The sequence below is a fragment of the Streptomyces sp. SX-6 genome (assembly GCF_059089585.1).
This window is the reverse complement of sequence record NZ_JBTHHU010000001.1, coordinates 139,069-160,454: the sequence shown is the minus strand read 5'-3', so window position 1 is coordinate 160,454 and position 21,386 is coordinate 139,069. Positions and strand designations below refer to the sequence as shown.

Below are 21,386 nucleotides of genomic sequence, written 5' to 3'. Positions count from 1 at the left end.
GAAATGTTCCGCCGCGCTTTTTGGTTCACCTCCGGTGTGGCAGCCGGTGTCTGGGCCACCACCAAGGTCAACCGCAAGCTGGCCAAGCTCGCTCCGGAGAGCCTGGCCCTCCAGGCGGCGGACCGGGCGGTGCTCGCGGGCCGCCGCGTCAAGCTCTTCGCGCTCGACGTCCGCGACGGCATGGCGCACCGGGAGGCGGCGCTCAAGGACGCGCTCGGCCTCGGTCCCGTGCAGGAGGACGGGCGCCGGGAGCTCCCCGAGCAGCGTCGGCTGATCGCACTCGAACAACAGCACCCCTACCACTCGCTCACCCGGAAAGAGGACCACTGATGGAGTCGGCTGAAATCCGCCGCCGCTGGCTGCGCTTCTTCGAGGAGCGCGGACACACCGTCGTTCCCTCGGCGTCGGTCATCGCGGACGACCCGACCCTGCTGCTGGTCAACGCCGGCATGGTGCCCTTCAAGCCGTACTTCCTCGGCGAGGTCAAGCCGTCCTTCACGCGCGCCACCAGCGTGCAGAAGTGCATCCGCACGCCCGACATCGAAGAGGTCGGCAAGACCACCCGCCACGGCACGTTCTTCCAGATGTGCGGCAACTTCTCGTTCGGCGACTACTTCAAGGAAGGCGCCATCAAGTACGCCTGGGAGCTGCTGACGGCTCCCGTGGCGGACGGCGGCTACGGCCTGGAGCCCGAGAAGCTCTGGATCACCGTCTACCAGGACGACGACGAGGCCGAGCAGATCTGGCGCGACGTCGTCGGCGTCCCCGCCGAGCGCATCCAGCGGCTGGGCAAGAAGGACAACTTCTGGTCCATGGGCGTCCCCGGCCCCTGCGGCCCGTGCTCCGAGATCAACTACGACCGCGGCCCCGAGTTCGGCGCCGAGGGCGGCCCGGCCGTCAACGACGAGCGGTACGTGGAGATCTGGAACCTGGTCTTCATGCAGTACGAGCGCGGCGCCGGCGAGGGCAAGGAGGACTTCCCGATCCTCGGCGACCTGCCCGCCAAGAACATCGACACCGGTCTCGGCCTCGAGCGCCTGGCGATGATCCTGCAGGGCGTGCGGAACATGTACGAGACCGACACCCTGCGCGTCGTCATCGACAAGGCCACCGAGCTCACCGGCGTCCGCTACGGCGCCGCCCACGCCAGCGACGTCTCCCTGCGCGTGGTCGCCGACCACATGCGCACCTCCGTCATGCTCATCGGCGACGGCGTCACCCCCGGCAACGAGGGCCGTGGCTACGTCCTGCGCCGCATCATGCGCCGCGCCATCCGCAACATGCGCATGCTGGGCGCCACCGGCCCGGTCGTCGGCGAGCTGCTCGACGTCGTCATCAAGAAGATGGGCCAGCAGTACTCGGAGCTGGAGACGGACCGCAAGCGCGTCGAGACCGTCGCGCTCGCCGAGGAGGCCGCCTTCCTCAAGACCCTGAAGGCCGGCACCAACATCCTCGACACGGCCGTCACCGAGACCAAGGCCTCCGGTGGCTCCGTCCTCGCCGGCGAGAAGGCGTTCCTGCTCCACGACACCTGGGGCTTCCCGATCGACCTCACCCTCGAGATGGCCGCCGAGCAGGGGCTGTCCGTGGACGAGGACGGCTTCCGCCGCCTGATGAAGGAGCAGCGGGAGCGGGCCAAGGCCGACGCCAAGTCCAAGAAGACCGGCCACGCCGACCTGTCCGCCTACCGCGAGGTGGCCGACTCGGCCGGTGCCACCGAGTTCACCGGCTACACCCACACCGAGAACGAGGCCACCGTCGTCGGCCTGCTCGTCGACGGCGTGCCCTCGCCCGCCGCCTCCGAGGGCGATGAGGTCGAGATCGTCCTGGACCGTACGCCGTTCTACGCCGAGGGCGGCGGCCAGCTCGCCGACCAGGGGCGCATCCGGTTCGACAACGGCGCCGTGGTCGAGATCCGCGACGTGCAGAAGCCGGTGCCGGGCGTCAACGTCCACAAGGGCGTCGTCCAGGTCGGTGAAGTGACCGTGGGCGCCCCGGCCTACGCCGTCATCGACGTCAGGCGCCGCCGGGCCATCGCCCGTGCCCACAGCGCCACCCACCTCACCCACCAGGCGCTGCGCGACGCCCTGGGCCCGACGGCCGCCCAGGCCGGTTCGGAGAACTCGCCGGGCCGCTTCCGCTTCGACTTCGGCTCGCCGGCCGCCGTGCCCGGCTCGGTGCTCACCGACGTCGAGCAGCGGATCAATGAGGTCCTCTCGCGCGAGCTCGACGTCACCGCCGAGGTCATGAGCCTGGACGAGGCCAAGAAGGCCGGTGCCATCGCCGAGTTCGGCGAGAAGTACGGCGAGCGGGTGCGCGTCGTGACCATCGGCGACTTCTCCAAGGAGCTGTGCGGCGGTACGCACGTCGCCAACACCGCCCAGCTGGGTCTGGTGAAGCTGCTCGGCGAGTCCTCGATCGGCTCCGGCGTGCGCCGTGTCGAGGCCCTCGTCGGTGCCGACGCCTACAACTTCCTGGCCAGGGAGCACACGGTCGTCGCCCAGCTCACCGAGCTGGTCAAGGGCCGTCCGGAGGAGCTGCCGGAGAAGATCGCCGGCGTGCTCGCCAAGCTCAAGGACGCCGAGAAGGAGATCGAGAAGTTCCGCGCCGAGAAGGTGCTCCAGGCGGCCGCCGGTCTCGCCGAGAACGCCCAGGACATCAAGGGCGTGGCCCTGGCCATCGGTCAGGTGCCGGACGGCACCACCGCGGACGACCTGCGCAAGCTCGTCCTCGACGTGCGGGGCCGCCTGGCCGCCCGCCCGGCCGTGGTCGCGCTGTTCAGCGTCGTGGGCGGCCGGCCGCTGACCGTCATCGCCACCAACGAGGCCGCGCGCGAGCGCGGGCTCAAGGCCGGTGACCTGGTCCGTACGGCCGCCAAGACCCTCGGCGGCGGAGGCGGCGGCAAGCCGGACGTCGCCCAGGGCGGCGGCCAGAACCCGGACGCCGTCGGCGACGCCATCGCCGCCGTCGAACGCCTCGTCGTGGAAGCGGTCTGACCGTGCGACGAGGCAGGCGCATCGCCGTCGACGTCGGGGACGCCCGGATCGGGGTCGCCTCGTGCGACCCCGACGGGGTCCTCGCCACCCCGGTCGAGACCGTGCCCGGCCGGGACATCCCCGCGGCGCACAAGCGACTGGCGGCGATCGTCGGGGAGTACGAGCCGATCGAGGTCGTCGTCGGCCTGCCCCGTTCGCTCAGCGGGCGGGAGGGCCCGGCGGCCACCAAGGCGCGGACCTTCGCCAAGGAGATGGCCCGGCGCGTCGCCCCCGTGCCGGTCCGGCTGGTGGACGAGCGGATGACAACCGTCACAGCGGCCCAGGGCCTGCGGGCCTCCGGCGTCAGCTCCAAGAAGGGCCGTTCGGTCGTCGATCAGGCGGCAGCAGTGGTCATTCTGCAGAACGCTCTGGAGACCGAACGCGGCTCGGGGCGTCCTCCGGGCGAAGCCGTCGAAGTGGTCATCTAATCGCGATACGGTAGCCTTCCGCGCGACATGGCAGCTGTTCGACGCCATCCGAACAGGACCTGACGATCGGACCCGCGCCCCTCGGGGTGCCCACCGGCTGCCGCTGTGCGGCTCTAGGGGATAGATGACTGAGTATGGCCGGGGCTCCGGCTCCGAACCGTGGCATTCCGGCGACCCGCACTACGGGGAGCACGGATACGACGGGCAACCGTACCCCCAGCAGCAGCCGCAGCAGCCTTACTACGGTCAGCAGCAGTACGGCTGGGGTCCCGCACAAGGCGCGGGACCCCAGCCGTACGGCGCGCCCGGCGGACAGTACGCCGGGGGCGCCGACCCGTATGCGGGCGGTTCGCCCGACTACTACGGCCAGCAGCCGGGCGCATACCCGCCGCCTCAGCAGCAGCCTCAGCACCCGCAGCAGCACCCCCAGCACCTTCAGCAGCACTCGCAGCACCCCCAGCAACAGCAGCAGGTGCCCCACCCGCCGCAGGAGCAGCAGTGGCAGGCCGCGCCGGAACCCGGTGACACCGGCGAACTCTCCTTCTTCGACGGCCTGTCCGGCAGCGAGGAGCCCAGGACCGCTCCCGCCCCCGAGGACAACGCCCCTGCCGAGGACGCCCCCCGCGAGCGGCGCGGCAAGAACAAGAAGAACAAGCGCCGCAGCGGCACCGCCTGCCTCGTGGTCGCCGTGGTGCTGCTCGGCACCGTGGGCGGTGGCGGCTACCTCGCCTACGACTACTGGCAGACCCACTACGGCCCCGCTCCCGACTACGAGGGCGAGGGCTCCGGCCAGGTGCAGGTCGATGTCCCGAAGGGCGCGGGCCTCACCCAGATCGGTGATCTCCTCCAGAAGAACGGCGTGGTCAAGAGCGCCCGTGCCTTCTCCGAGGCCGCGGACGGCAAGAGCATCCAGCCCGGCACGTACACGCTGCACAAGGAGATGTCCGGCGCGTCCGCGGTCGCGCTGATGACCAACGCCGGCAACTTCCTCACCCTCCGCGAGGGCATCCGCAACTCCGAGGTCTACGCCGCGATCGACAAGAAGCTCGGCCTCGCGCAGGGCACCACCAAGGACGTCGCCAAGAACCAGGCGAAGAACCTCGGCCTGCCCGACTGGGCGAACACCGACCCGAACATCAAGGACCCCCTGGAGGGCTTCCTCTTCCCGTCGCAGTACGGCGCGGGCAAGGGCACCAAGCCGGAGGACCTGCTGCGGCAGATGGTCACCCGGGCCAAGGAGACCTACGCCCAGCAGGACCTGGAGGGCAAGGCCAAGGAGCTGGGCCTGAAGTCCCCGCTCCAGCTGATCACCGTCGCCAGCCTGGTCCAGGCCGAGGGCCGGTACAAGCACGACTTCGACAAGATCTCCCGCGTGATCTACAACCGGCTCAAGCCGGACAACAAGGAGACGTACGGCCTGCTCGACTTCGACTCGACGGTCAACTACGCGAAGAACCAGAGCACCCTGAACACCGGCGCCGTCAACGACCTGCGCAAGTTCAACGACCCGTACAACACCTACAAGGTCAAGGGCCTGCCGCCCGGCCCGATCGGCAACCCCGGCACGGACGCGCTCAAGTCGGCGCTCGAACCCACGCCCGGCCCCTGGTACTACTTCGTCTCGATCAACGAGAACGAGACGCTCTTCGCGGTGACGAACGAGGAGCACAACAAGAACCGCCAGAAGTACGAGCAGGAGAACAAGAAGGGCGGCCAGTGACCACGCGCCACCGGGCGGCCGTGCTGGGCAAGCCGATCGTCCACTCGCTCTCCCCGGTCCTGCACCGGGCCGCCTACGCCGAACTGGGCCTGGCGGACTGGACGTACGACCGCTTCGAGGTGGACGAGGCAGGGCTGGCCGGCTTCCTCGACGGGCTCGACGCGAGCTGGGCGGGGCTCTCCCTGACCATGCCGCTCAAGCGTGCGGTCATCCCGCTGCTGGACGAGGTCAGCGCCACCGCGGCGTCGGTCGAGGCCGTCAACACCGTCGTCCTCACCGACGACGGGCGGCGCGTCGGCGACAACACCGACATCCCGGGCCTGGTCGCGGCGCTGCGCGAGCGCGGCGTCGGGACGGTCGCCTCGGCGGCCGTGCTCGGTGCCGGGGCCACCGCCTCCTCGGCGCTCGCCGCGCTCGCCCAGGTCTGCACCGGCGAGGTCACCACCTACGTCCGCAGCGCCGAGCGCGCCGCCGAGATGCGCCACTGGGGCGAGCGGCTCGGCGTCGCCGTGCGCACCGCCGACTGGGCGCGGGCCGCCGAGGCCCTCGACGCGCCGCTCGTCATCGCCACCACCCCGGCGGGGGCCGCGGACGCGCTGGCGACGGCCGTACCGGACCGCCCGGGCACGCTCTTCGACGTGCTGTACGAGCCCTGGCCGACCCCGCTCGCCGCCGCCTGGGCGGCTCGCGGCGGCGTGGTGCTGGGCGGCCTCGACCTGCTGGTGCACCAGGCGGTGCTCCAGGCCGAGCAGATGACGGGCCGTGTCCCCGGCCCGCTCGCCGCGATGCGCGCGGCGGGGGAGGCCGCCCTCGCGGCCCGCGCGCACTGATCACGCGCGACTGATCACGCGCGACTGATCACGCGTGTACTGATTTACGACGTGAGACGACAGGTCCACCACCCGGACCGGCCGCCGGGAAACCCCCGGGGTCGTGGGAGGATCGGGGGTGGCGGGCCGCGCCGCGCGTCCGGCCCCGCCGCCGCACGACCGCACGCGCGAACAAGAGGAGTCCCGTTGAGCAGGTTGCGCTGGCTGACGGCCGGGGAATCGCACGGTCCCGCCCTGGTGGCGACGCTGGAAGGCCTTCCGGCCGGCGTGCCGGTCACCACGGAGATGGTGGCGGACCACCTGGCCCGGCGGCGCCTCGGCTATGGACGCGGCGCGCGGATGAAGTTCGAGCGCGACGAGGTCACCTTCCTCGGCGGTGTGCGCCACGGTCTGACGATGGGCTCCCCGGTCGCGGTCATGGTGGGCAACACCGAGTGGCCCAAGTGGGAGCAGGTCATGGCCGCCGACCCGGTCGACCCGGAGGTACTGGCCGGCCTGGCCCGCAACGCCCCGCTGACCCGGCCCCGCCCCGGCCACGCCGACCTGGCGGGCATGCAGAAGTACGGCTTCGACGAGGCCCGTCCGGTGCTCGAGCGGGCCAGCGCCCGCGAGACCGCGGCCCGGGTGGCGCTCGGCGCGGTGGCGCGGTCCTTCATCAAGGAGGCCGCCGGCATCGAGATCGTCTCCCACGTGGTGGAGCTGGCGGCCGCCAAGGCCCCGTACGGCGTCTACCCGACCCCCTCCGACGTCGAGCGCCTCGACGCCGACCCGGTGCGCTGTCTCGACGAGGCCGCGAGCAAGGCGATGGTCGCCGAGATCGACCAGGCGCACAAGGACGGCGACACCCTCGGCGGCGTGGTCGAGGTCCTCGCCTACGGCGTGCCCGTCGGCCTGGGCTCGCACGTGCACTGGGACCGGCGGCTGGACGCCCGGCTGGCCGCGGCCCTGATGGGCATTCAGGCCATCAAGGGCGTCGAGGTCGGCGACGGCTTCGAGCTGGCCCGGGTGCCGGGGTCCCGGGCGCACGACGAGATCGTGCCCTCCGAGGACGGCATCCGCCGCTCCTCCGGCCGCTCCGGCGGCACCGAGGGCGGCCTGACCACCGGTGAACTCCTGCGCGTACGTGCCGCGATGAAGCCGATCGCCACCGTGCCCCGCGCGCTGGCGACCGTCGACGTCGTCACCGGCGAGCCGGCCCAGGCGCACCACCAGCGCTCGGACGTGTGCGCCGTGCCGGCCGCGGGCATCGTGGCCGAGGCCATGGTGGCGCTCGTGCTCGCCGACGCGGTCGTCGAGAAGTTCGGCGGCGACAGCGTCGAGGAGACGCGCCGCAACGTCCGCGGCTACCTCGAGAACCTGGCCATCAGGTGACCGGCCCCCGCGTGGTGCTGGTGGGCCCGCCGGGAGCCGGCAAGTCCACCATCGGTGCCCTGCTCGCCCGGCGGCTGGGCACCGGCTACCGGGACACCGACGCCGACATCGAGCGCACCGCGGGCAAGCCCATCCCGGAGATCTTCTTCGACGACGGCGAGCCGCACTTCCGCGAGCTCGAGCGGCAGGCCGTGCGCGACGCCGTGGCGGAACACGACGGCGTGCTCGCGCTCGGCGGCGGCGCGGTGATGGACGCCTCGACCCGCGCCCTGCTCGGCGGGCTGCCGGTGGTCTTCCTCGAGGTCGAACTCGCCGACGCCGTGCGCCGGGTGGGCCTGGACCGGCCCCGCCCGCTGCTCGCGGTGAACCCGCGGCAGCGGTGGCGGGAGCTGATGGAGGCCCGCCGCCCGCTCTACACCGAGGTCGCCCGCGCCACCGTGGCGACCGGCGGCCGTACCCCGGCCCAGGTCGCCGACGCCGTGATCGAGGCACTGGGCCTGGGCCGTACCCGAGAGACCACGCAGTGAGGAACGCATGACCGACGCCCCCACCCGCATCCACGTCGCAGGCAGCGCGGGCACCGCGCCGTACGAGGTCCTGGTCGGCCGGCAACTGCTCGGCGAACTGCCCGGCCTCATCGGCCGGGCCGCGCAGCGGGTGGCCGTGGTGCACCCCGAGGCGCTCGCCGCGACCGGCGAGGCACTGTGCGAGGACCTGGCCGCGCAGGGCTACGAGGCCATCGCGATCCAGGTGCCCAACGCCGAGGAGGCCAAGACCGCCGAGGTCGCGGCGTACTGCTGGAAGGCACTGGGCCAGAGCAACTTCACCCGCACCGACGCGATCGTCGGGGTCGGCGGGGGGGCCACCACGGACCTCGCGGGCTTCGTCGCCGCCACCTGGCTGCGCGGCGTGCGCTGGGTCGCGGTGCCCACCACCGTGCTGGGCATGGTCGACGCGGCGGTCGGCGGCAAGACGGGCATCAACACCGCCGAGGGCAAGAACCTCGTCGGCGCCTTCCACCCGCCGGCCGGGGTGCTGTGCGACCTGGCGGCGCTGGACTCGCTGCCCGTCAACGACTACGTCAGCGGCCTCGCCGAGGTCATCAAGGCCGGCTTCATCTCCGACCCCGCCATCCTGGATCTCATCGAGGCGGACCCCGAGGCGGCCCGCATTCCGAACGGCCCGCACACCGCCGAGCTGATCGGCCGGGCGATCCGGGTCAAGGCCGAGGTCGTCTCGCAGGACCTGAAGGAGTCGGGCCTGCGCGAGATCCTCAACTACGGCCACACGCTCGCCCACGCCATCGAGAAGAACGAGCGCTACAACTGGCGCCACGGCGCGGCCGTCTCCGTCGGCATGGTCTTCGCGGCCGAACTCGGCCGGATCGCCGGGCGGTTGGACGACGCCACCGCCGACCGCCACCGCGCGGTGCTGACCTCGGTGGGCCTGCCGGTGACCTACCGCGGGGACCAGTGGCCCAAGCTGCTGGAGACCATGAAGGTCGACAAGAAGACCCGCGGCGACCGGCTGCGCTTCATCGTCCTGGACGGCCTGGCCAAGCCGGTGGTGCTGGAATCCCCGGACCCGGCCATGCTGCTGGCGGCCCATGCGGAGATCGCGTCATGACGCGGAAGGCGACGCGGCGGGTTCTGGTGCTCAACGGGCCCAACCTCGGGCGCCTCGGCTCGCGCGAGCCCGATGTGTACGGGGCCACCTCGTACGCCGGGCTCGTCGAGGAGTGCACCGCGCTGGGCGCGGAACTCGGCTTCGCCGTCGAGGTCCGTGAGACGAACGACGAGGGCGAACTCGTCCGCTGGCTGCACGAGGCGGCCGACGGCGCCGTGCCCGTCGTCATCAACCCCGGCGCGTTCACGCACTACTCGTACGCGATGCGCGACGCGGCCGCCCAGCGCACCGCGCCGATGATCGAGGTGCACATCTCCAACCCGTACGCGCGCGAGGAGTTCCGGCACACCTCCGTCATCGCGCCCGTCGCGACCGGCACGGTCGCCGGGTTCGGCATCGGCTCGTACCGGCTCGCGCTGCGCGCGCTCGCCGACGAGCTCGGCGGTGAACTCGCGGGCTGACACGGGGCGTCGGGCACTTTCGGGGGCCGCCGGCCGTTCACCGTAGCCGGAGGGCCCTCGGGTACTCTCTACGCGCCAAGCCGCCAGTACGAGACGGAGTGCCACCGGATGCAGCACGCAGTGGGAGGACCGCTGCCCCCGCCCCACGGCGCGGGTCAGGGGGCGGGCGGCGGCCACTGCCCCGTACCGCCCGCTCCGGGGTGGGCGGCGCCCGTCCCGCATCCGGCCGCGCCTCCGCCGATACCGGGCCCGGCCGGGCACCTCGCGCCCGCGCCGGCCCCGCACCGGGCCACGGCGGTGGCCGACGCCGCGCACGCCGCCGTCGCGGTGCTCCTCATCGGCCCGGCGGGCGCCGGTAAGACGACGGTCGCCCGGTACTGGGCCGGGACCCGGCCGGTGCCCACCGCCCACATCAGCCTGGACGACGTCCGCGAATGGGTGCGCTCCGGTTTCGCGGACCCCCAGTCCGGGTGGAACGACCACTCCGAGGCCCAGTACCGCCTCGCCCGCCGCACCTGCGGCTTCGCCGCCCGCAACTTCCTCGCCAACGGCATCTCCTGCATCCTCGACGACGCCGTCTTCCCCGACTGGCCCGCCGTCGGCCTCGGCGGCTGGCAGCGGCACGTGGGCCCGGGCCTGCTGCCCGTCGTCCTGCTGCCCGGCCTGGACGTGGTGCTCGAGCGCAACGCGAAGCGCACCGGCAACCGCCGCCTCGGCGACGAGGAGGTCGCCGGCATCCACGGCCGCATGGCCGGCTGGTACGGCTCGGGCCTGCCGATCATCGACAACTCCCGGCACGACGTCGAGACCACGGCCCGCCTCATCGACGAGGCCGTCGCCCGCTCCCTCTGGGGCTGAGCGGCCTCGGGGACGTGCCCGGTCGGGGGTACTGGAACAGACGGCTGGGGCCGCTGTACGTAGGCTCGGAAGCATGTCCGACGTGTACGCGGCACGGCGCTCGAGGCTCCTCGAACGGTGCGTGACGGGCGGCAGCGAGGCCGCCCTGGTCACCGGCGGTGCCAACGTCCGCTATCTGGCGGGCGGCGCTCCGGCCGGTTCCGCCCTGCTCGTCGGGCCGGGACACGACGTGCTGCTGTGCGCCTCCGACCCCTTCGCCGACGCCGCCGGCTGGTCCGGCCGGCCCGTGGACGGCCTGCGCGTCCAGCTGCTCCCCACCGCCGAGGGCGACCCCGCCGTGGCGGGCGCCGAGCGGGCCGCCGCCGCGGGGGCGGGCTCGCTGGCCGTCGAGGAGCACCACCTCACCGTGATCCGGCACCGCGCCCTGCGCTCGGTCGCGCCGCGCATGCGCCTGGACGACCTGGGCCCGGCCGTGGAGCAGCAGCGGGTCGTCAAGGACAACGACGAGATCTCCGCCCTGCGCATCGCCGCCGAGATCGCCGACCAGGCCCTCGGCGAGCTGCTCGAGTCGATCCTCGTCGGACGCACCGAGCGCCATCTGGCGCTGGAGCTCGAGCGGCGCCTGATCGACCACGGCGCCTACGGCCCCGCCTTCGCCACCTCGGTGGGCACCGGCCCGAACTCCGGGCTCGCCGGCCATGTGCCGACCGACCGCCGGGTCGAGGAGGGCGATTTCCTGAGCGTCTGCCTGGGCGCCGACTACCGCGGCTACCGCAGCGAGATCGCCCGGACGTTCGTCATCGGCACCTCGCCCGCGGAGTGGCAGATCGAGCTGTACGACCAGGTCTTCGCGGCCCAGCGGGCCGGGCGGGAGGCACTCGCGCCGGGGACGCCGTACCGTGAAGTGGACAGGGCGGCGCGCCGCGTGCTCGAGGCCGCGGGCCATGGTGAGAGGGTCGGGCCGGGGATCGGCCACGGTGTGGGACTCGAAAACGGCGAGGACCCTCGGCTCACGCCTTCGGCCATGGGTAAACTGGACGCTTGCGTGCCGGTCACCGTAGATCCGGGGGTTCACCTCCCGGGGCGGGGCGGCGTCCGGATCGATGACACGCTCGTCGTCCGCCCCGAGGCGGACGGCGGACCCGAGCTACTCACCATTACGACCAAGGAGCTGCTCGCGCTCTAGCGCGCGCCTTCGGGGTCCCAGCTTCAGTCCAGGAGATTCCGCAACCGTGGCTTCCACGAACGACCTCAAGAACGGCATGGTGCTCAAGCTCGACGGAGGCCAGCTCTGGTCCGTCGTCGAGTTCCAGCACGTCAAGCCTGGCAAGGGCCCCGCCTTCGTCCGCACGAAGCTCAAGAACGTGCTCTCCGGCAAGGTCGTCGACAAGACCTTCAACGCCGGTGTGAAGGTCGAGACGGCCACCGTCGACAAGCGCGGTATGCAGTTCTCGTACATGGACGGCGAGTACTTCGTCTTCATGGACATGGACACGTACGACCAGCTGCACATCGACCGCAAGTCCGTCGGTGACGCCGCCAACTTCCTGATCGAGGGCTTCGAGGCCGTCGTCGCGCAGCACGAGGGCAGCGTCCTCTACGTCGAGCTGCCGGCCGCCGTCGAGCTGGTCATCGAGCACACCGACCCGGGCGTCCAGGGCGACCGCTCCACCGGCGGCACCAAGCCCGCCAAGCTGGAGACCGGCTACGAGATCCAGGTCCCGCTCTTCATCACGACCGGCGAGAAGATCAAGGTCGACACCCGCTCCGGCGAGTACCTCGGCCGGGTGAACAGCTAACCGTGGCTGCCCGTAGCAAGGCCCGTCAGCGCGCCTTCCAGATCCTCTTCGAGGCCGACCAGCGCGGCACGTCCGTGCAGAACGTCCTCGCCGACTGGGTCCGGCACTCGCGGTCCGACGACCGGCAGCCGCCGGTCAGTGAGTACACGATGCAGCTGGTCGAGGGGTACGCGCAGCACGTGGCCCGTATCGACGAGCTGATCTCGACCTACGCGGTCGACTGGGACCTGGACCGGATGCCGGTCGCGGACCGGAACATCGTCCGGCTCGGAGCCTATGAGCTGATCTGGGAGGACGAGACCCCGGACGCGGTCGCGATCGACGAGGCCGTGCAGTTGGCCAAGCAGTTCTCGACCGACGATTCGCCCGCCTTCGTCAACGGTCTGCTCGGCCGCTTCAAGGAGCTCAAGCCGAAGATCCGGCGGTAACGACAGAACAAGCGCCGTGGGGCGGGAAACCGGAAAGGTTTCCCGCCCCACGGCGCTTTGTGACAAAGGTTGTTGCAGCTGTCGCTGAGGATCAGGCGTCTTCGTGCTGCACCGCACGGCGCGCGTCGGCGTCGAGCACGCCCCAGCTGATCAGCTGCTCGGTGAGCACCGAGGGCGACTGGTCGTAGATGACGGCGAGGGTGCGCAGATCGTCCTGGCGGATCGAGAGCACCTTGCCGTTGTAGTCGCCGCGCTGGCTCTGGATGGTCGCCGCATAACGCTGGAGCGGGCCCGCCTTCTCGGCCGGGACATGGGCGAGACGCTCCAGGTCCAGCACCAGCTTCGGCGGCGGCTCGGCGGCACCGCCCGGCGTCGTGCCGGGCAGCAGTTCCTGCACGGGCACACCGTAGAAGTCGGCCAGCTCGGCCAGTCGCTGCACGGTCACGGCACGGTCGCCGCGCTCGTACGAGCCCACGACAACGGCCTTCCAACGACCCTGGGACTTCTCCTCGACACCATGGAGTGAGAGTCCCTGCTGGGTGCGGATGGCACGGAGCTTGGCCCCGAGCTGTTTGGCGTATTCGCTGGACATAAAGCTCCCCGGACACGTATAGACCTGCGGCACCGCCGCGTTGGTAACTCACTGTGAGGTTACGCAGCGTAATCTGGCTTCGTCAAGCCGAAAGGTCCCCGGCATCCGCCGTCAGGGGGTGCGGTGGGGAGCCGTACGCAGTGCTGGTACGGTGGACCAGGCAATTCCGACGTCCTTTAATGTCCGTCCCGTGAGGCGGAGAAGGAGGTCCGTTTAAACATGGACACAAACGCATCCGCGCGTCCCGTGCTCGAGGCACCGGACATCGCGCGGGTTCTCACTCGCATCGCCCACGAAATCGTCGAGCGCGCCAAGGGCGCGGACGATGTGGTGCTTCTCGGCATTCCCACCCGCGGCGTCTTCCTCGCCCACCGGCTGGCCGCCAAGCTCGAGGAGATCACCGGCGCGGCAACGCCCGTCGGCTCCCTCGACATCACCATGTACCGCGACGACCTGCGACTGCGCCCGGCCCGTGCGCTCGCCCGCACCGACATTCCCGGTGAGGGCCTCGACGGCCGCCTGGTGGTCCTCGTCGACGACGTGCTCTTCTCCGGCCGGACGATCCGTGCCGCACTCGACGCGCTGAACGACATCGGGCGCCCGCGCGCTGTCCAGCTCGCGGTCCTCGTCGACCGCGGCCACCGCGAACTTCCCATCCGTGCCGACTACGTCGGCAAGAACCTCCCCACGTCGCTGCGGGAGACGGTCAAGGTCCAGCTCACCGAGGAGGACGGGCGCGACAGCGTGCTCCTCGGCGTGCGCCCGGCTCCCCACGGGCAGTAGCCGACCCCTCAGGGCCCCGGTGACCCGGGCCCGCGGGCCGGTGTATCCGCCCGTATCCCCGCACCACTTCTCAACCACGGAGCACTCCGGATGAAGCGTCATCTCATCTCGGCCGCCGACCTCTCCCGCGACGACGCCGTCCTGATCCTCGACACCGCCGAGGAGATGGCCCGCGTCGCCGACCGGCCGATCAAGAAGCTGCCGACCCTGCGCGGCCGCACCGTCGTCAACCTCTTCTTCGAGGACTCGACGCGGACCCGTATCTCCTTCGAGGCCGCCGCCAAGCGGCTCTCCGCCGACGTCATCAACTTCTCCGCCAAGGGCTCGTCGGTCTCCAAGGGCGAGTCGCTCAAGGACACCGCCCTGACGCTGGAGGCGATGGGCGCGGACGCCGTCGTCATCCGCCACCACGCCTCCGGTGCCCCCTACCGGCTCGCCAACTCCGGCTGGATCGAGGGCGCCGTCGTCAACGCCGGTGACGGCACGCACGAGCACCCCACCCAGGCCCTGCTGGACGCCTTCACCATGCGCCGCCGCCTGGTCGGCCCCGACGCCGGGCTCGGCAAGGACCTGGACGGGCGCCGGATCACGATCGTCGGCGACGTGCTGCACAGCCGGGTCGCCCGTTCCAACGTCCACCTGCTCACCACGCTGGGCGCCCAGGTCACCCTGGTCGCACCGCCCACGCTGGTGCCCGTCGGCGTCGAGGCCTGGCCCTGCGAGGTCTCGTACGACCTGGACGCGGTGCTGCCGAAGTCCGACGCCGTGATGATGCTGCGGGTGCAGCGCGAGCGCATGAACGCCGCGTTCTTCCCGACCGAGCGCGAGTACGCGCGGCGCTACGGCCTGGACGCCGACCGCATGGCGAAGATGCCCGAGCACGCCATCGTGATGCACCCCGGCCCGATGAACCGCGGCATGGAGATCACCGCCGAGGTCGCCGACTCCGGCCGCTGCACGGCTGTCGAGCAGGTCGCGAACGGCGTATCGACCCGGATGGCCGTCCTCTACCTGCTGCTCGGCGGCTCCGAGCCCGCCGTCAGCACGAACACCGCCCGCACCGAGGAGAGCAAGTAACCATGTCGAAGACCCTGATCCGCGGTGCGAAGGTCCTGGGCGGCGAGCCGCAGGACGTCCTCATCGACGGCGAGACGATCGCAGAGGTGGGCACCGGTCTGAGCGCCGAGGGCGCCCAGGTCGTCGAGGCCGACGGCAGGATCCTGCTGCCCGGCCTGGTCGACCTGCACACCCACCTGCGCGAGCCCGGCCGCGAGGACTCCGAGACCGTCCTGACCGGCACCCGCGCCGCCGCGAGCGGCGGTTACACCGCCGTCTTCGCCATGGCCAACACCTTCCCCGTCGCCGACACCGCCGGCGTCGTCGAGCAGGTCTGGCGGCTCGGCCGGGAGCACGGCTACTGCGACGTCCAGCCCATCGGCGCCGTCACCATCGGCCTGGAGGGCAAGCAGCTCTCCGAGCTGGGCGCCATGCACGACTCCGCCGCCGGGGTCACCGTCTTCTCCGACGACGGCAAGTGCGTCGACGACGCCGTGATCATGCGCCGCGCGCTGGAGTACGTGAAGGCCTTCGGCGGCGTCATCGCCCAGCACGCCCAGGAGCCGCGGCTCACGGAGGGCGCCCAGATGAACGAGGGCGTCGTCTCCGCCGAGCTGGGCCTGGGCGGCTGGCCGGCCGTCGCCGAGGAGTCGGTCATCGCCCGCGACGTCCTGCTCGCCGAGCACGTCGGCTCCCGGGTGCACATCTGCCACCTCTCCACGGCCGGCTCGGTCGAGATCGTCCGCTGGGCCAAGTCCCGCGGCATCGACGTCACCGCCGAGGTCACCCCGCACCACCTGCTCCTGACCGACGAGCTCGTCCGCTCGTACAACCCGGTCTACAAGGTGAACCCGCCGTTGCGCACCGAGCGCGACGTGATGGCCCTGCGCGAGGCGCTGGCCGACGGCACCATCGACATCGTGGCCACCGACCACGCCCCGCACCCGCACGAGGACAAGGACTGCGAGTGGGCCGCCGCGGCGATGGGCATGGTGGGCCTGGAGACGGCCCTCTCCGTCGTCCAGCACACGATGGTCGACACCGGGATGCTGGACTGGGCCGGGGTCGCCGAGCGCATGTCCTTCAAGCCCGCCCGCATCGGCAGCCTCTCCGGCCACGGCCGCCCCATCGCTCCCGGGGAGCCCGCCAACCTCACGCTGGTCGATTCCGCTTACCGTGGTGTCGTGGACCCCGCGGGCTTCGCCTCCCGCAGCCGCAACACCCCCTACGAGGGCCGTGAGCTGCCGGGTCGCGTCACCCACACCTTCCTGCGGGGCCGGACGACGGTCGTGGACGGGAAGCTCGCGTGACACCTGCACTGATCAATCTGGCGGCCGAGGAGAAGTCTCAGGCCGTGACCGACTGGGCCGCACGGATCGGCTGGGTCGTGGGACTCCTGCTCTTCATCGCGCTCCTGTACTGGCTGATGCGCGAGGGCTGGAAGTGGCGCGGCACGCTCCAGGGCGACCTGCCCGAGCTGCCCGTCGCGCCGGACGAGCCGGGGGAGCCCCTGCTCGGGATGACCGGCCGCTACCACGGCTCGACGACCGCGGGGGAGTGGCTCGACCGCATCGTCGCGCGCGGCCTCGGCACCCGCAGCCGGGCCGAGCTCACCCTGACGGAGCAAGGCGTCCGGGTCGTCCGCCCCGGCGCCCAGGACTTCTTCATCCCCGCCGCCGCCCTGCGCGGTGCCCGGCTCGACAAGGGCATCGCGGGCAAGGTCCTCACCGAGGGCGGCCTGCTCGTGCTCACCTGGCAGCACGGCGACAAGACCATCGACTCCGGATTCCGCTCCGACCACGCGGCCGAGCACCCGGCCTGGGTCGAGGCAGTGAACCACCTCAACACCACGACGGAAGGCGCACGATGACGACCTCCAGCAGGGGAACCTCCTCCAGGGTTCCCGCCGTACTCGTCCTGGAGGACGGCCGTACGTTCCGCGGCCGTGCGTACGGGGCCTCGGGGGTCACCTTCGGCGAGGCGGTCTTCTCCACCGGCATGACCGGTTACCAGGAGACGCTCACCGACCCCTCCTACCACCGCCAGGTGGTGGTGATGACCGCTCCGCACGTCGGCAACACCGGCGTCAACGACGAGGACCCCGAGTCCGCGCGGATCTGGGTGGCGGGCTACGTCGTGCGCGACCCCGCCCGCGTCCCCTCCAACTGGCGCGCCAAGCGCTCGCTGGAGGAGGAGCTGCGCCACCAGGGCATCGTCGGCATCAGCGGCATCGACACCCGCGCCCTGACCCGTCACCTGCGCGAGCGCGGCGCCATGCGCGTCGGCATCTTCTCCGGCAACGTCCTGCCGGACGAGGGCACGATGCTCGCCGAGGTGCGCCAGGCGCCGGAGATGAAGGGCGCCGACCTCTCCGCCGAGGTCGCCACCAAGGAGACGTACGTCGTCCCGGCGATCGGTGAGAAGAAGTTCACCGTCGCCGCGATCGACCTGGGCATCAAGGGCATGACCCCGCACCGGATGGCCGAACGCGGCATCGAGGTGCACGTCCTGCCCGCCACGGCGACCCTCGAGGACATCTGCGCGGTCAGCCCCGACGGCGTGTTCTTCTCCAACGGCCCGGGCGACCCGGCCACCGCCGACCACGCCGTCTCCGTGATGCGCGGCGTGCTGGAGCGCAGGACCCCGCTCTTCGGCATCTGCTTCGGCAACCAGATCCTGGGCCGTGCGCTGGGCTTCGGCACGTACAAGCTGAAGTACGGGCACCGCGGCATCAACCAGCCGGTGCAGGACCGTACGACCGGCAAGGTCGAGGTCACCGCGCACAACCACGGTTTCGCCGTCGACGCCCCGCTCGACAGGGCGACCGACACCCCCTACGGCCGCGTCGAGGTCTCCCACGTGTGCCTCAACGACAACGTCGTCGAGGGCCTGCAGCTGCTCGACCAGCCGGCCTTCAGTGTCCAGTACCACCCCGAGGCAGCAGCGGGTCCGCACGACGCCGCGTACCTGTTCGACCGCTTCGTGTCCCTGATGGAGGGCCAGCGTGCCTAAGCGCACCGACATCCAGTCCGTTCTGGTCATCGGCTCCGGCCCGATCGTCATCGGCCAGGCCGCGGAGTTCGACTACTCCGGAACCCAGGCCTGCCGGGTGCTCAAGGCCGAGGGCCTGCGGGTGATCCTGGTCAACTCCAACCCGGCCACGATCATGACCGACCCCGAGATCGCCGACGCCACCTACGTCGAGCCGATCACCCCGGAATTCGTCGAGAAGATCATCGCCAAGGAGCGCCCCGACGCCCTCCTGCCCACCCTCGGCGGCCAGACCGCGCTCAACACCGCGATCTCCCTGCACGAGGCCGGCACGCTGGAGAAGTACGGCGTCGAGCTGATCGGCGCCAACGTCGAGGCCATCCACAAGGGCGAGGACCGCGACCTGTTCAAGGGCGTCGTCGAGGCCGTCAACGCCAAGATCGGCTACGGCGAGTCCGCCCGCTCGGTCATCTGCCACACCATGGACGAGGTCATCGCCGGCGTCGAGACGCTCGGCGGATACCCGGTCGTGGTCCGCCCGTCCTTCACCATGGGCGGCGCCGGTTCCGGCTTCGCGCACGACGAGGACGAACTGCGCCGCATCGCCGGCCAGGGCCTGACGCTCTCCCCGACCACCGAGGTGCTCCTGGAGGAGTCGATCCTGGGGTGGAAGGAGTACGAGCTGGAGCTGATGCGCGACAAGAACGACAACGTCGTGGTCGTGTGCTCCATCGAGAACTTCGACCCGATGGGTGTGCACACCGGTGACTCGATCACCGTCGCGCCCGCGATGACGCTGACCGACCGCGAGTACCAGATCCTGCGCGACATCGGCATCGCCGTCATCCGCGAGGTCGGGGTGGACACGGGCGGCTGCAACATCCAGTTCGCGGTCAACCCCGATGACGGCCGGGTCATCGTCATCGAGATGAACCCCCGTGTCTCGCGCTCCTCCGCGCTGGCCTCGAAGGCGACGGGCTTCCCGATCGCGAAGATCGCCGCGCGCCTGGCGGTGGGCTACACGCTCGACGAGATCCCCAACGACATCACCGAGCAGACCCCGGCCTCCTTCGAACCCACCCTCGACTATGTCGTGGTCAAGGCACCCCGCTTCGCCTTCGAGAAGTTCCCGGCCGCCGACGCATCGCTCACCACCACGATGAAGTCGGTGGGCGAGGCCATGGCGATCGGCCGCAACTTCACCGAGGCTCTGCAAAAGGCGCTGCGCTCGCTGGAGAAGAAGGGTTCGCAGTTCGACTTCGTCGCCGAACCCGGCGAGAAGAGCGCTCTGTTGGAGAAGTCCGCCGTCCCGACGGACGGCCGGATCAACACCGTCATGGCCGCGATCCGCGCCGGGGCCACCCCGGAGGAGGTCTTCGAGGCGACGAAGATCGACCCGTGGTTCGTCGACCAGCTCTTCCTCCTCAACGAGACCGCCGAAGAGCTGCGCACCGCCGAGAAGCTGGATGCGGACCTGCTGGCCGAGGCCAAGCGCCACGGCTTCTCCGACACCCAGATCGCCGGGATCCGGGGCCTGGGCGAGGACGTCGTCCGCGAGGTCCGCCACGCCCTCGGCATCCGCCCGGTGTACAAGACGGTCGACACGTGTGCGGCTGAGTTCGCGGCGCGGACCCCGTACTTCTACTCCTCGTACGACGAGGAGTCGGAGGTCGCCGCGCGGACCAAGCCCGCGGTGATCATCCTGGGTTCGGGTCCGAACCGTATCGGTCAGGGCATCGAGTTCGACTACTCCTGTGTCCATGCCTCGTTCGCGCTGAGCGATGCGGGCTTCGAGACGGTGATGGTCAACTGCAACCCGGAGACGGTCTCCACGGACTACGACACCTCGGACCGGCTGTACTTCGAGCCGCTCACGCTCGAGGACGTGCTGGAGATCGTGCACGCGGAGCAGCAGGCGGGTCCGGTGGCGGGCGTGGTGGTCCAGCTCGGCGGCCAGACCCCCCTCGGCCTGGCCCAGGCCCTCAAGGACAACGGCGTTCCGGTCGTGGGTACGTCGCCCGAGGCCATCCACGCCGCCGAGGACCGCGGCGCGTTCGGCCGCGTCCTGACCGAGGCCGGACTCCCGGCTCCCAAGCACGGCACCGCCACCACGTTCGCGGGTGCCAAGGCGATCGCCGACGAGATCGGCTACCCCGTCCTGGTCCGCCCGTCCTATGTGCTGGGCGGGCGCGGCATGGAGATCGTCTACGACGAGGCGCGCCTGGAGGCGTACATCGCCGAGTCGACGGAGATCTCCCCGACCCGCCCGGTCCTGGTCGACCGGTTCCTGGACGATGCGATCGAGATCGATGTCGATGCGCTCTACGACGGCCAGGAGCTCTACCTCGGTGGTGTGATGGAGCACATCGAGGAGGCCGGTATCCACTCCGGTGACTCCGCTTGCGCGCTGCCGCCGATCACTCTCGGCGGGTTCGACATCAAGCGGCTGCGGGCCTCGACCGAGGCCATCGCCAAGGGCGTCGGCGTGCGCGGGCTGATCAACATCCAGTTCGCGATGGCCGGGGACATCCTCTACGTCCTGGAGGCCAACCCCCGCGCCTCGCGCACCGTCCCCTTCACCTCCAAGGCCACCGCCGTCCCCCTGGCCAAGGCCGCGGCCCGCATCTCCCTGGGCGCCACCATCGCCGAACTGCGCGCGGAGGGCATGCTGCCGGCGGAGGGCGACGGCGGCACGCTGCCGCTGGACGCGCCGATCTCCGTCAAGGAAGCCGTCCTGCCCTGGTCCCGCTTCCGCGACATCCACGGCCGCGGCGTCGACACCGTCCTGGGCCCGGAGATGCGCTCGACCGGCGAGGTCATGGGCATCGACAGCGTCTTCGGCACCGCCTACGCCAAGTCCCAGGCCGGCGCCTACGGCGCCCTGCCCACCAAGGGGCGCGCGTTCGTGTCGGTGGCCAACCGGGACAAGCGCTCGATGATCTTCCCGGCCCGCGAGCTGGTCGCCCACGGCTTCGAGCTGCTGGCCACCTCCGGCACCGCCGAGGTCCTGCGCCGCAACGGCATCAACGCCACCGTGGTGCGCAAGCAGTCCGAGGGCGAGGGCCCGGACGGCGAGAAGACGATCGTGCAGCTGATCCATGACGGGCAGGTCGACCTGATCGTCAACACCCCCTACGGCACCGGCGGCCGCCTGGACGGCTACGAGATCCGTACCGCCGCCGTGGCGCGGGGCGTGCCGTGCCTGACCACGGTCCAGGCCCTCGCGGCCGCCGTACAGGGCATCGAGGCCCTCACCCGAGGCGACATCAGCGTCCGCTCCCTCCAGGAACACGCGGAACACCTCACCGCCGCCCGCGAGGCATAAGGCGACAGAGGGGGGGACACCCGAGGGTGTCCCCCCCTCTTGCGAGCCCCCTCACCCGCCCCTTGCCCTGCTGCCGGGAAGGC

Annotated in this window: 20 protein-coding genes; 19 read left to right on the top strand and 1 reads right to left on the bottom strand. The window is 71.3% G+C overall.

Annotated features, from left to right (window positions below; all coding sequences use genetic code 11):
• The first annotated feature begins 3 nt into the window (after positions 1–3).
• The 13 genes from ACV530_RS00745 (at position 4) to nusB (ending at position 12,556) form a co-directional block, all read left to right on the top strand.
• Positions 4–330: a DUF6167 family protein gene (locus tag ACV530_RS00745; RefSeq protein WP_494330194.1), complete on the top strand. Its 327-nt coding sequence runs from the start codon at positions 4–6 to the stop codon at positions 328–330.
• Positions 330–2,996 (top strand): alanine--tRNA ligase, encoded by a 2,667-nt coding sequence (gene alaS, locus ACV530_RS00740; protein WP_494330193.1) that lies wholly within the window; start codon positions 330–332, stop codon positions 2,994–2,996. The genes ACV530_RS00745 and alaS overlap by 1 nt, the downstream gene beginning before the upstream one ends.
• Positions 2,993–3,463 carry a Holliday junction resolvase RuvX gene (gene ruvX, locus ACV530_RS00735; RefSeq protein WP_494330526.1) on the top strand — a complete coding sequence of 157 codons (471 nt, stop codon included), beginning with the start codon at positions 2,993–2,995 and terminating at the stop codon, positions 3,461–3,463. The genes alaS and ruvX overlap by 4 nt, the downstream gene beginning before the upstream one ends.
• Positions 3,464–3,587: 124 nt before the next feature.
• Positions 3,588–5,183 carry an endolytic transglycosylase MltG gene (gene mltG, locus ACV530_RS00730; RefSeq protein WP_494330192.1) on the top strand — a complete coding sequence of 532 codons (1,596 nt, stop codon included), beginning with the start codon at positions 3,588–3,590 and terminating at the stop codon, positions 5,181–5,183.
• The gene (locus ACV530_RS00725; RefSeq protein ID WP_494330191.1) at positions 5,180–6,013 is read left to right on the top strand and encodes a shikimate dehydrogenase; all 834 of its coding nucleotides are present in this window, start codon (positions 5,180–5,182) and stop codon (positions 6,011–6,013) included. The genes mltG and ACV530_RS00725 overlap by 4 nt, the downstream gene beginning before the upstream one ends.
• Positions 6,014–6,199: 186 nt before the next feature.
• The gene (aroC, locus tag ACV530_RS00720; protein ID WP_494330190.1) at positions 6,200–7,384 is read left to right on the top strand and encodes a chorismate synthase; all 1,185 of its coding nucleotides are present in this window, start codon (positions 6,200–6,202) and stop codon (positions 7,382–7,384) included.
• Positions 7,381–7,911, top strand: a complete 531-nt coding sequence (locus tag ACV530_RS00715; protein WP_494330189.1) for a shikimate kinase — start codon at positions 7,381–7,383, stop codon at positions 7,909–7,911. The genes aroC and ACV530_RS00715 overlap by 4 nt, the downstream gene beginning before the upstream one ends.
• A gap of 7 nt (positions 7,912–7,918) precedes the next feature.
• Positions 7,919–9,010 (top strand): 3-dehydroquinate synthase, encoded by a 1,092-nt coding sequence (aroB, locus tag ACV530_RS00710; RefSeq protein WP_494330188.1) that lies wholly within the window; start codon positions 7,919–7,921, stop codon positions 9,008–9,010.
• A complete protein-coding gene (gene aroQ / locus ACV530_RS00705) occupies positions 9,007–9,471 on the top strand; it encodes a type II 3-dehydroquinate dehydratase (RefSeq protein ID WP_494330187.1) in 465 nt (154 codons plus the stop codon). The genes aroB and aroQ overlap by 4 nt, the downstream gene beginning before the upstream one ends.
• A 108-nt stretch (positions 9,472–9,579) precedes the next feature.
• Positions 9,580–10,329 (top strand): AAA family ATPase, encoded by a 750-nt coding sequence (locus ACV530_RS00700; RefSeq protein WP_494330186.1) that lies wholly within the window; start codon positions 9,580–9,582, stop codon positions 10,327–10,329.
• 73 nt (positions 10,330–10,402) lie between these two features.
• Positions 10,403–11,515: a M24 family metallopeptidase gene (locus ACV530_RS00695; RefSeq protein ID WP_494330185.1), complete on the top strand. Its 1,113-nt coding sequence runs from the start codon at positions 10,403–10,405 to the stop codon at positions 11,513–11,515.
• A 46-nt stretch (positions 11,516–11,561) separates the two neighbouring features.
• Positions 11,562–12,128: an elongation factor P gene (efp, locus tag ACV530_RS00690; protein WP_494330184.1), complete on the top strand. Its 567-nt coding sequence runs from the start codon at positions 11,562–11,564 to the stop codon at positions 12,126–12,128.
• Between the two features lie 2 nt (positions 12,129–12,130).
• Entirely contained in the window at positions 12,131–12,556 is a 426-nt protein-coding gene (gene nusB / locus ACV530_RS00685) for a transcription antitermination factor NusB (protein ID WP_494330183.1), read from the top strand.
• 91 nt (positions 12,557–12,647) lie between these two features.
• Here the strand turns inward: nusB and bldD are convergent, their stop codons facing one another.
• On the bottom strand, positions 12,648–13,148 hold the full coding sequence (gene bldD / locus ACV530_RS00680) for a transcriptional regulator BldD (RefSeq protein WP_004948690.1): 501 nt from the start codon (positions 13,146–13,148) through the stop codon (positions 12,648–12,650).
• Positions 13,149–13,367: 219 nt separating this feature from the next.
• On the opposite strand from bldD, the gene pyrR reads away from it, so the two are divergent.
• The 6 genes from pyrR (at position 13,368) to carB (ending at position 21,303) form a co-directional block, all read left to right on the top strand.
• Positions 13,368–13,931, top strand: a complete 564-nt coding sequence (gene pyrR, locus ACV530_RS00675) for a bifunctional pyr operon transcriptional regulator/uracil phosphoribosyltransferase PyrR (protein WP_494330182.1) — start codon at positions 13,368–13,370, stop codon at positions 13,929–13,931.
• A gap of 90 nt (positions 13,932–14,021) precedes the next feature.
• Positions 14,022–15,008: an aspartate carbamoyltransferase catalytic subunit gene (locus ACV530_RS00670; RefSeq protein ID WP_494330181.1), complete on the top strand. Its 987-nt coding sequence runs from the start codon at positions 14,022–14,024 to the stop codon at positions 15,006–15,008.
• 2 nt (positions 15,009–15,010) lie between these two features.
• The gene (locus ACV530_RS00665; protein WP_494330180.1) at positions 15,011–16,297 is read left to right on the top strand and encodes a dihydroorotase; all 1,287 of its coding nucleotides are present in this window, start codon (positions 15,011–15,013) and stop codon (positions 16,295–16,297) included.
• Complete coding sequence (locus tag ACV530_RS00660) at positions 16,294–16,857, top strand: PH-like domain-containing protein (protein WP_494330179.1); 564 nt, start codon at positions 16,294–16,296, stop codon at positions 16,855–16,857. Before ACV530_RS00665 ends, ACV530_RS00660 begins: the two co-directional genes overlap by 4 nt.
• Positions 16,854–17,999: a glutamine-hydrolyzing carbamoyl-phosphate synthase small subunit gene (gene carA / locus ACV530_RS00655; protein ID WP_494330178.1), complete on the top strand. Its 1,146-nt coding sequence runs from the start codon at positions 16,854–16,856 to the stop codon at positions 17,997–17,999. Before ACV530_RS00660 ends, carA begins: the two co-directional genes overlap by 4 nt.
• Positions 17,992–21,303: a carbamoyl-phosphate synthase large subunit gene (carB, locus tag ACV530_RS00650; protein ID WP_494330177.1), complete on the top strand. Its 3,312-nt coding sequence runs from the start codon at positions 17,992–17,994 to the stop codon at positions 21,301–21,303. The genes carA and carB overlap by 8 nt, the downstream gene beginning before the upstream one ends.
• Positions 21,304–21,386: the final 83 nt, after the last annotated feature.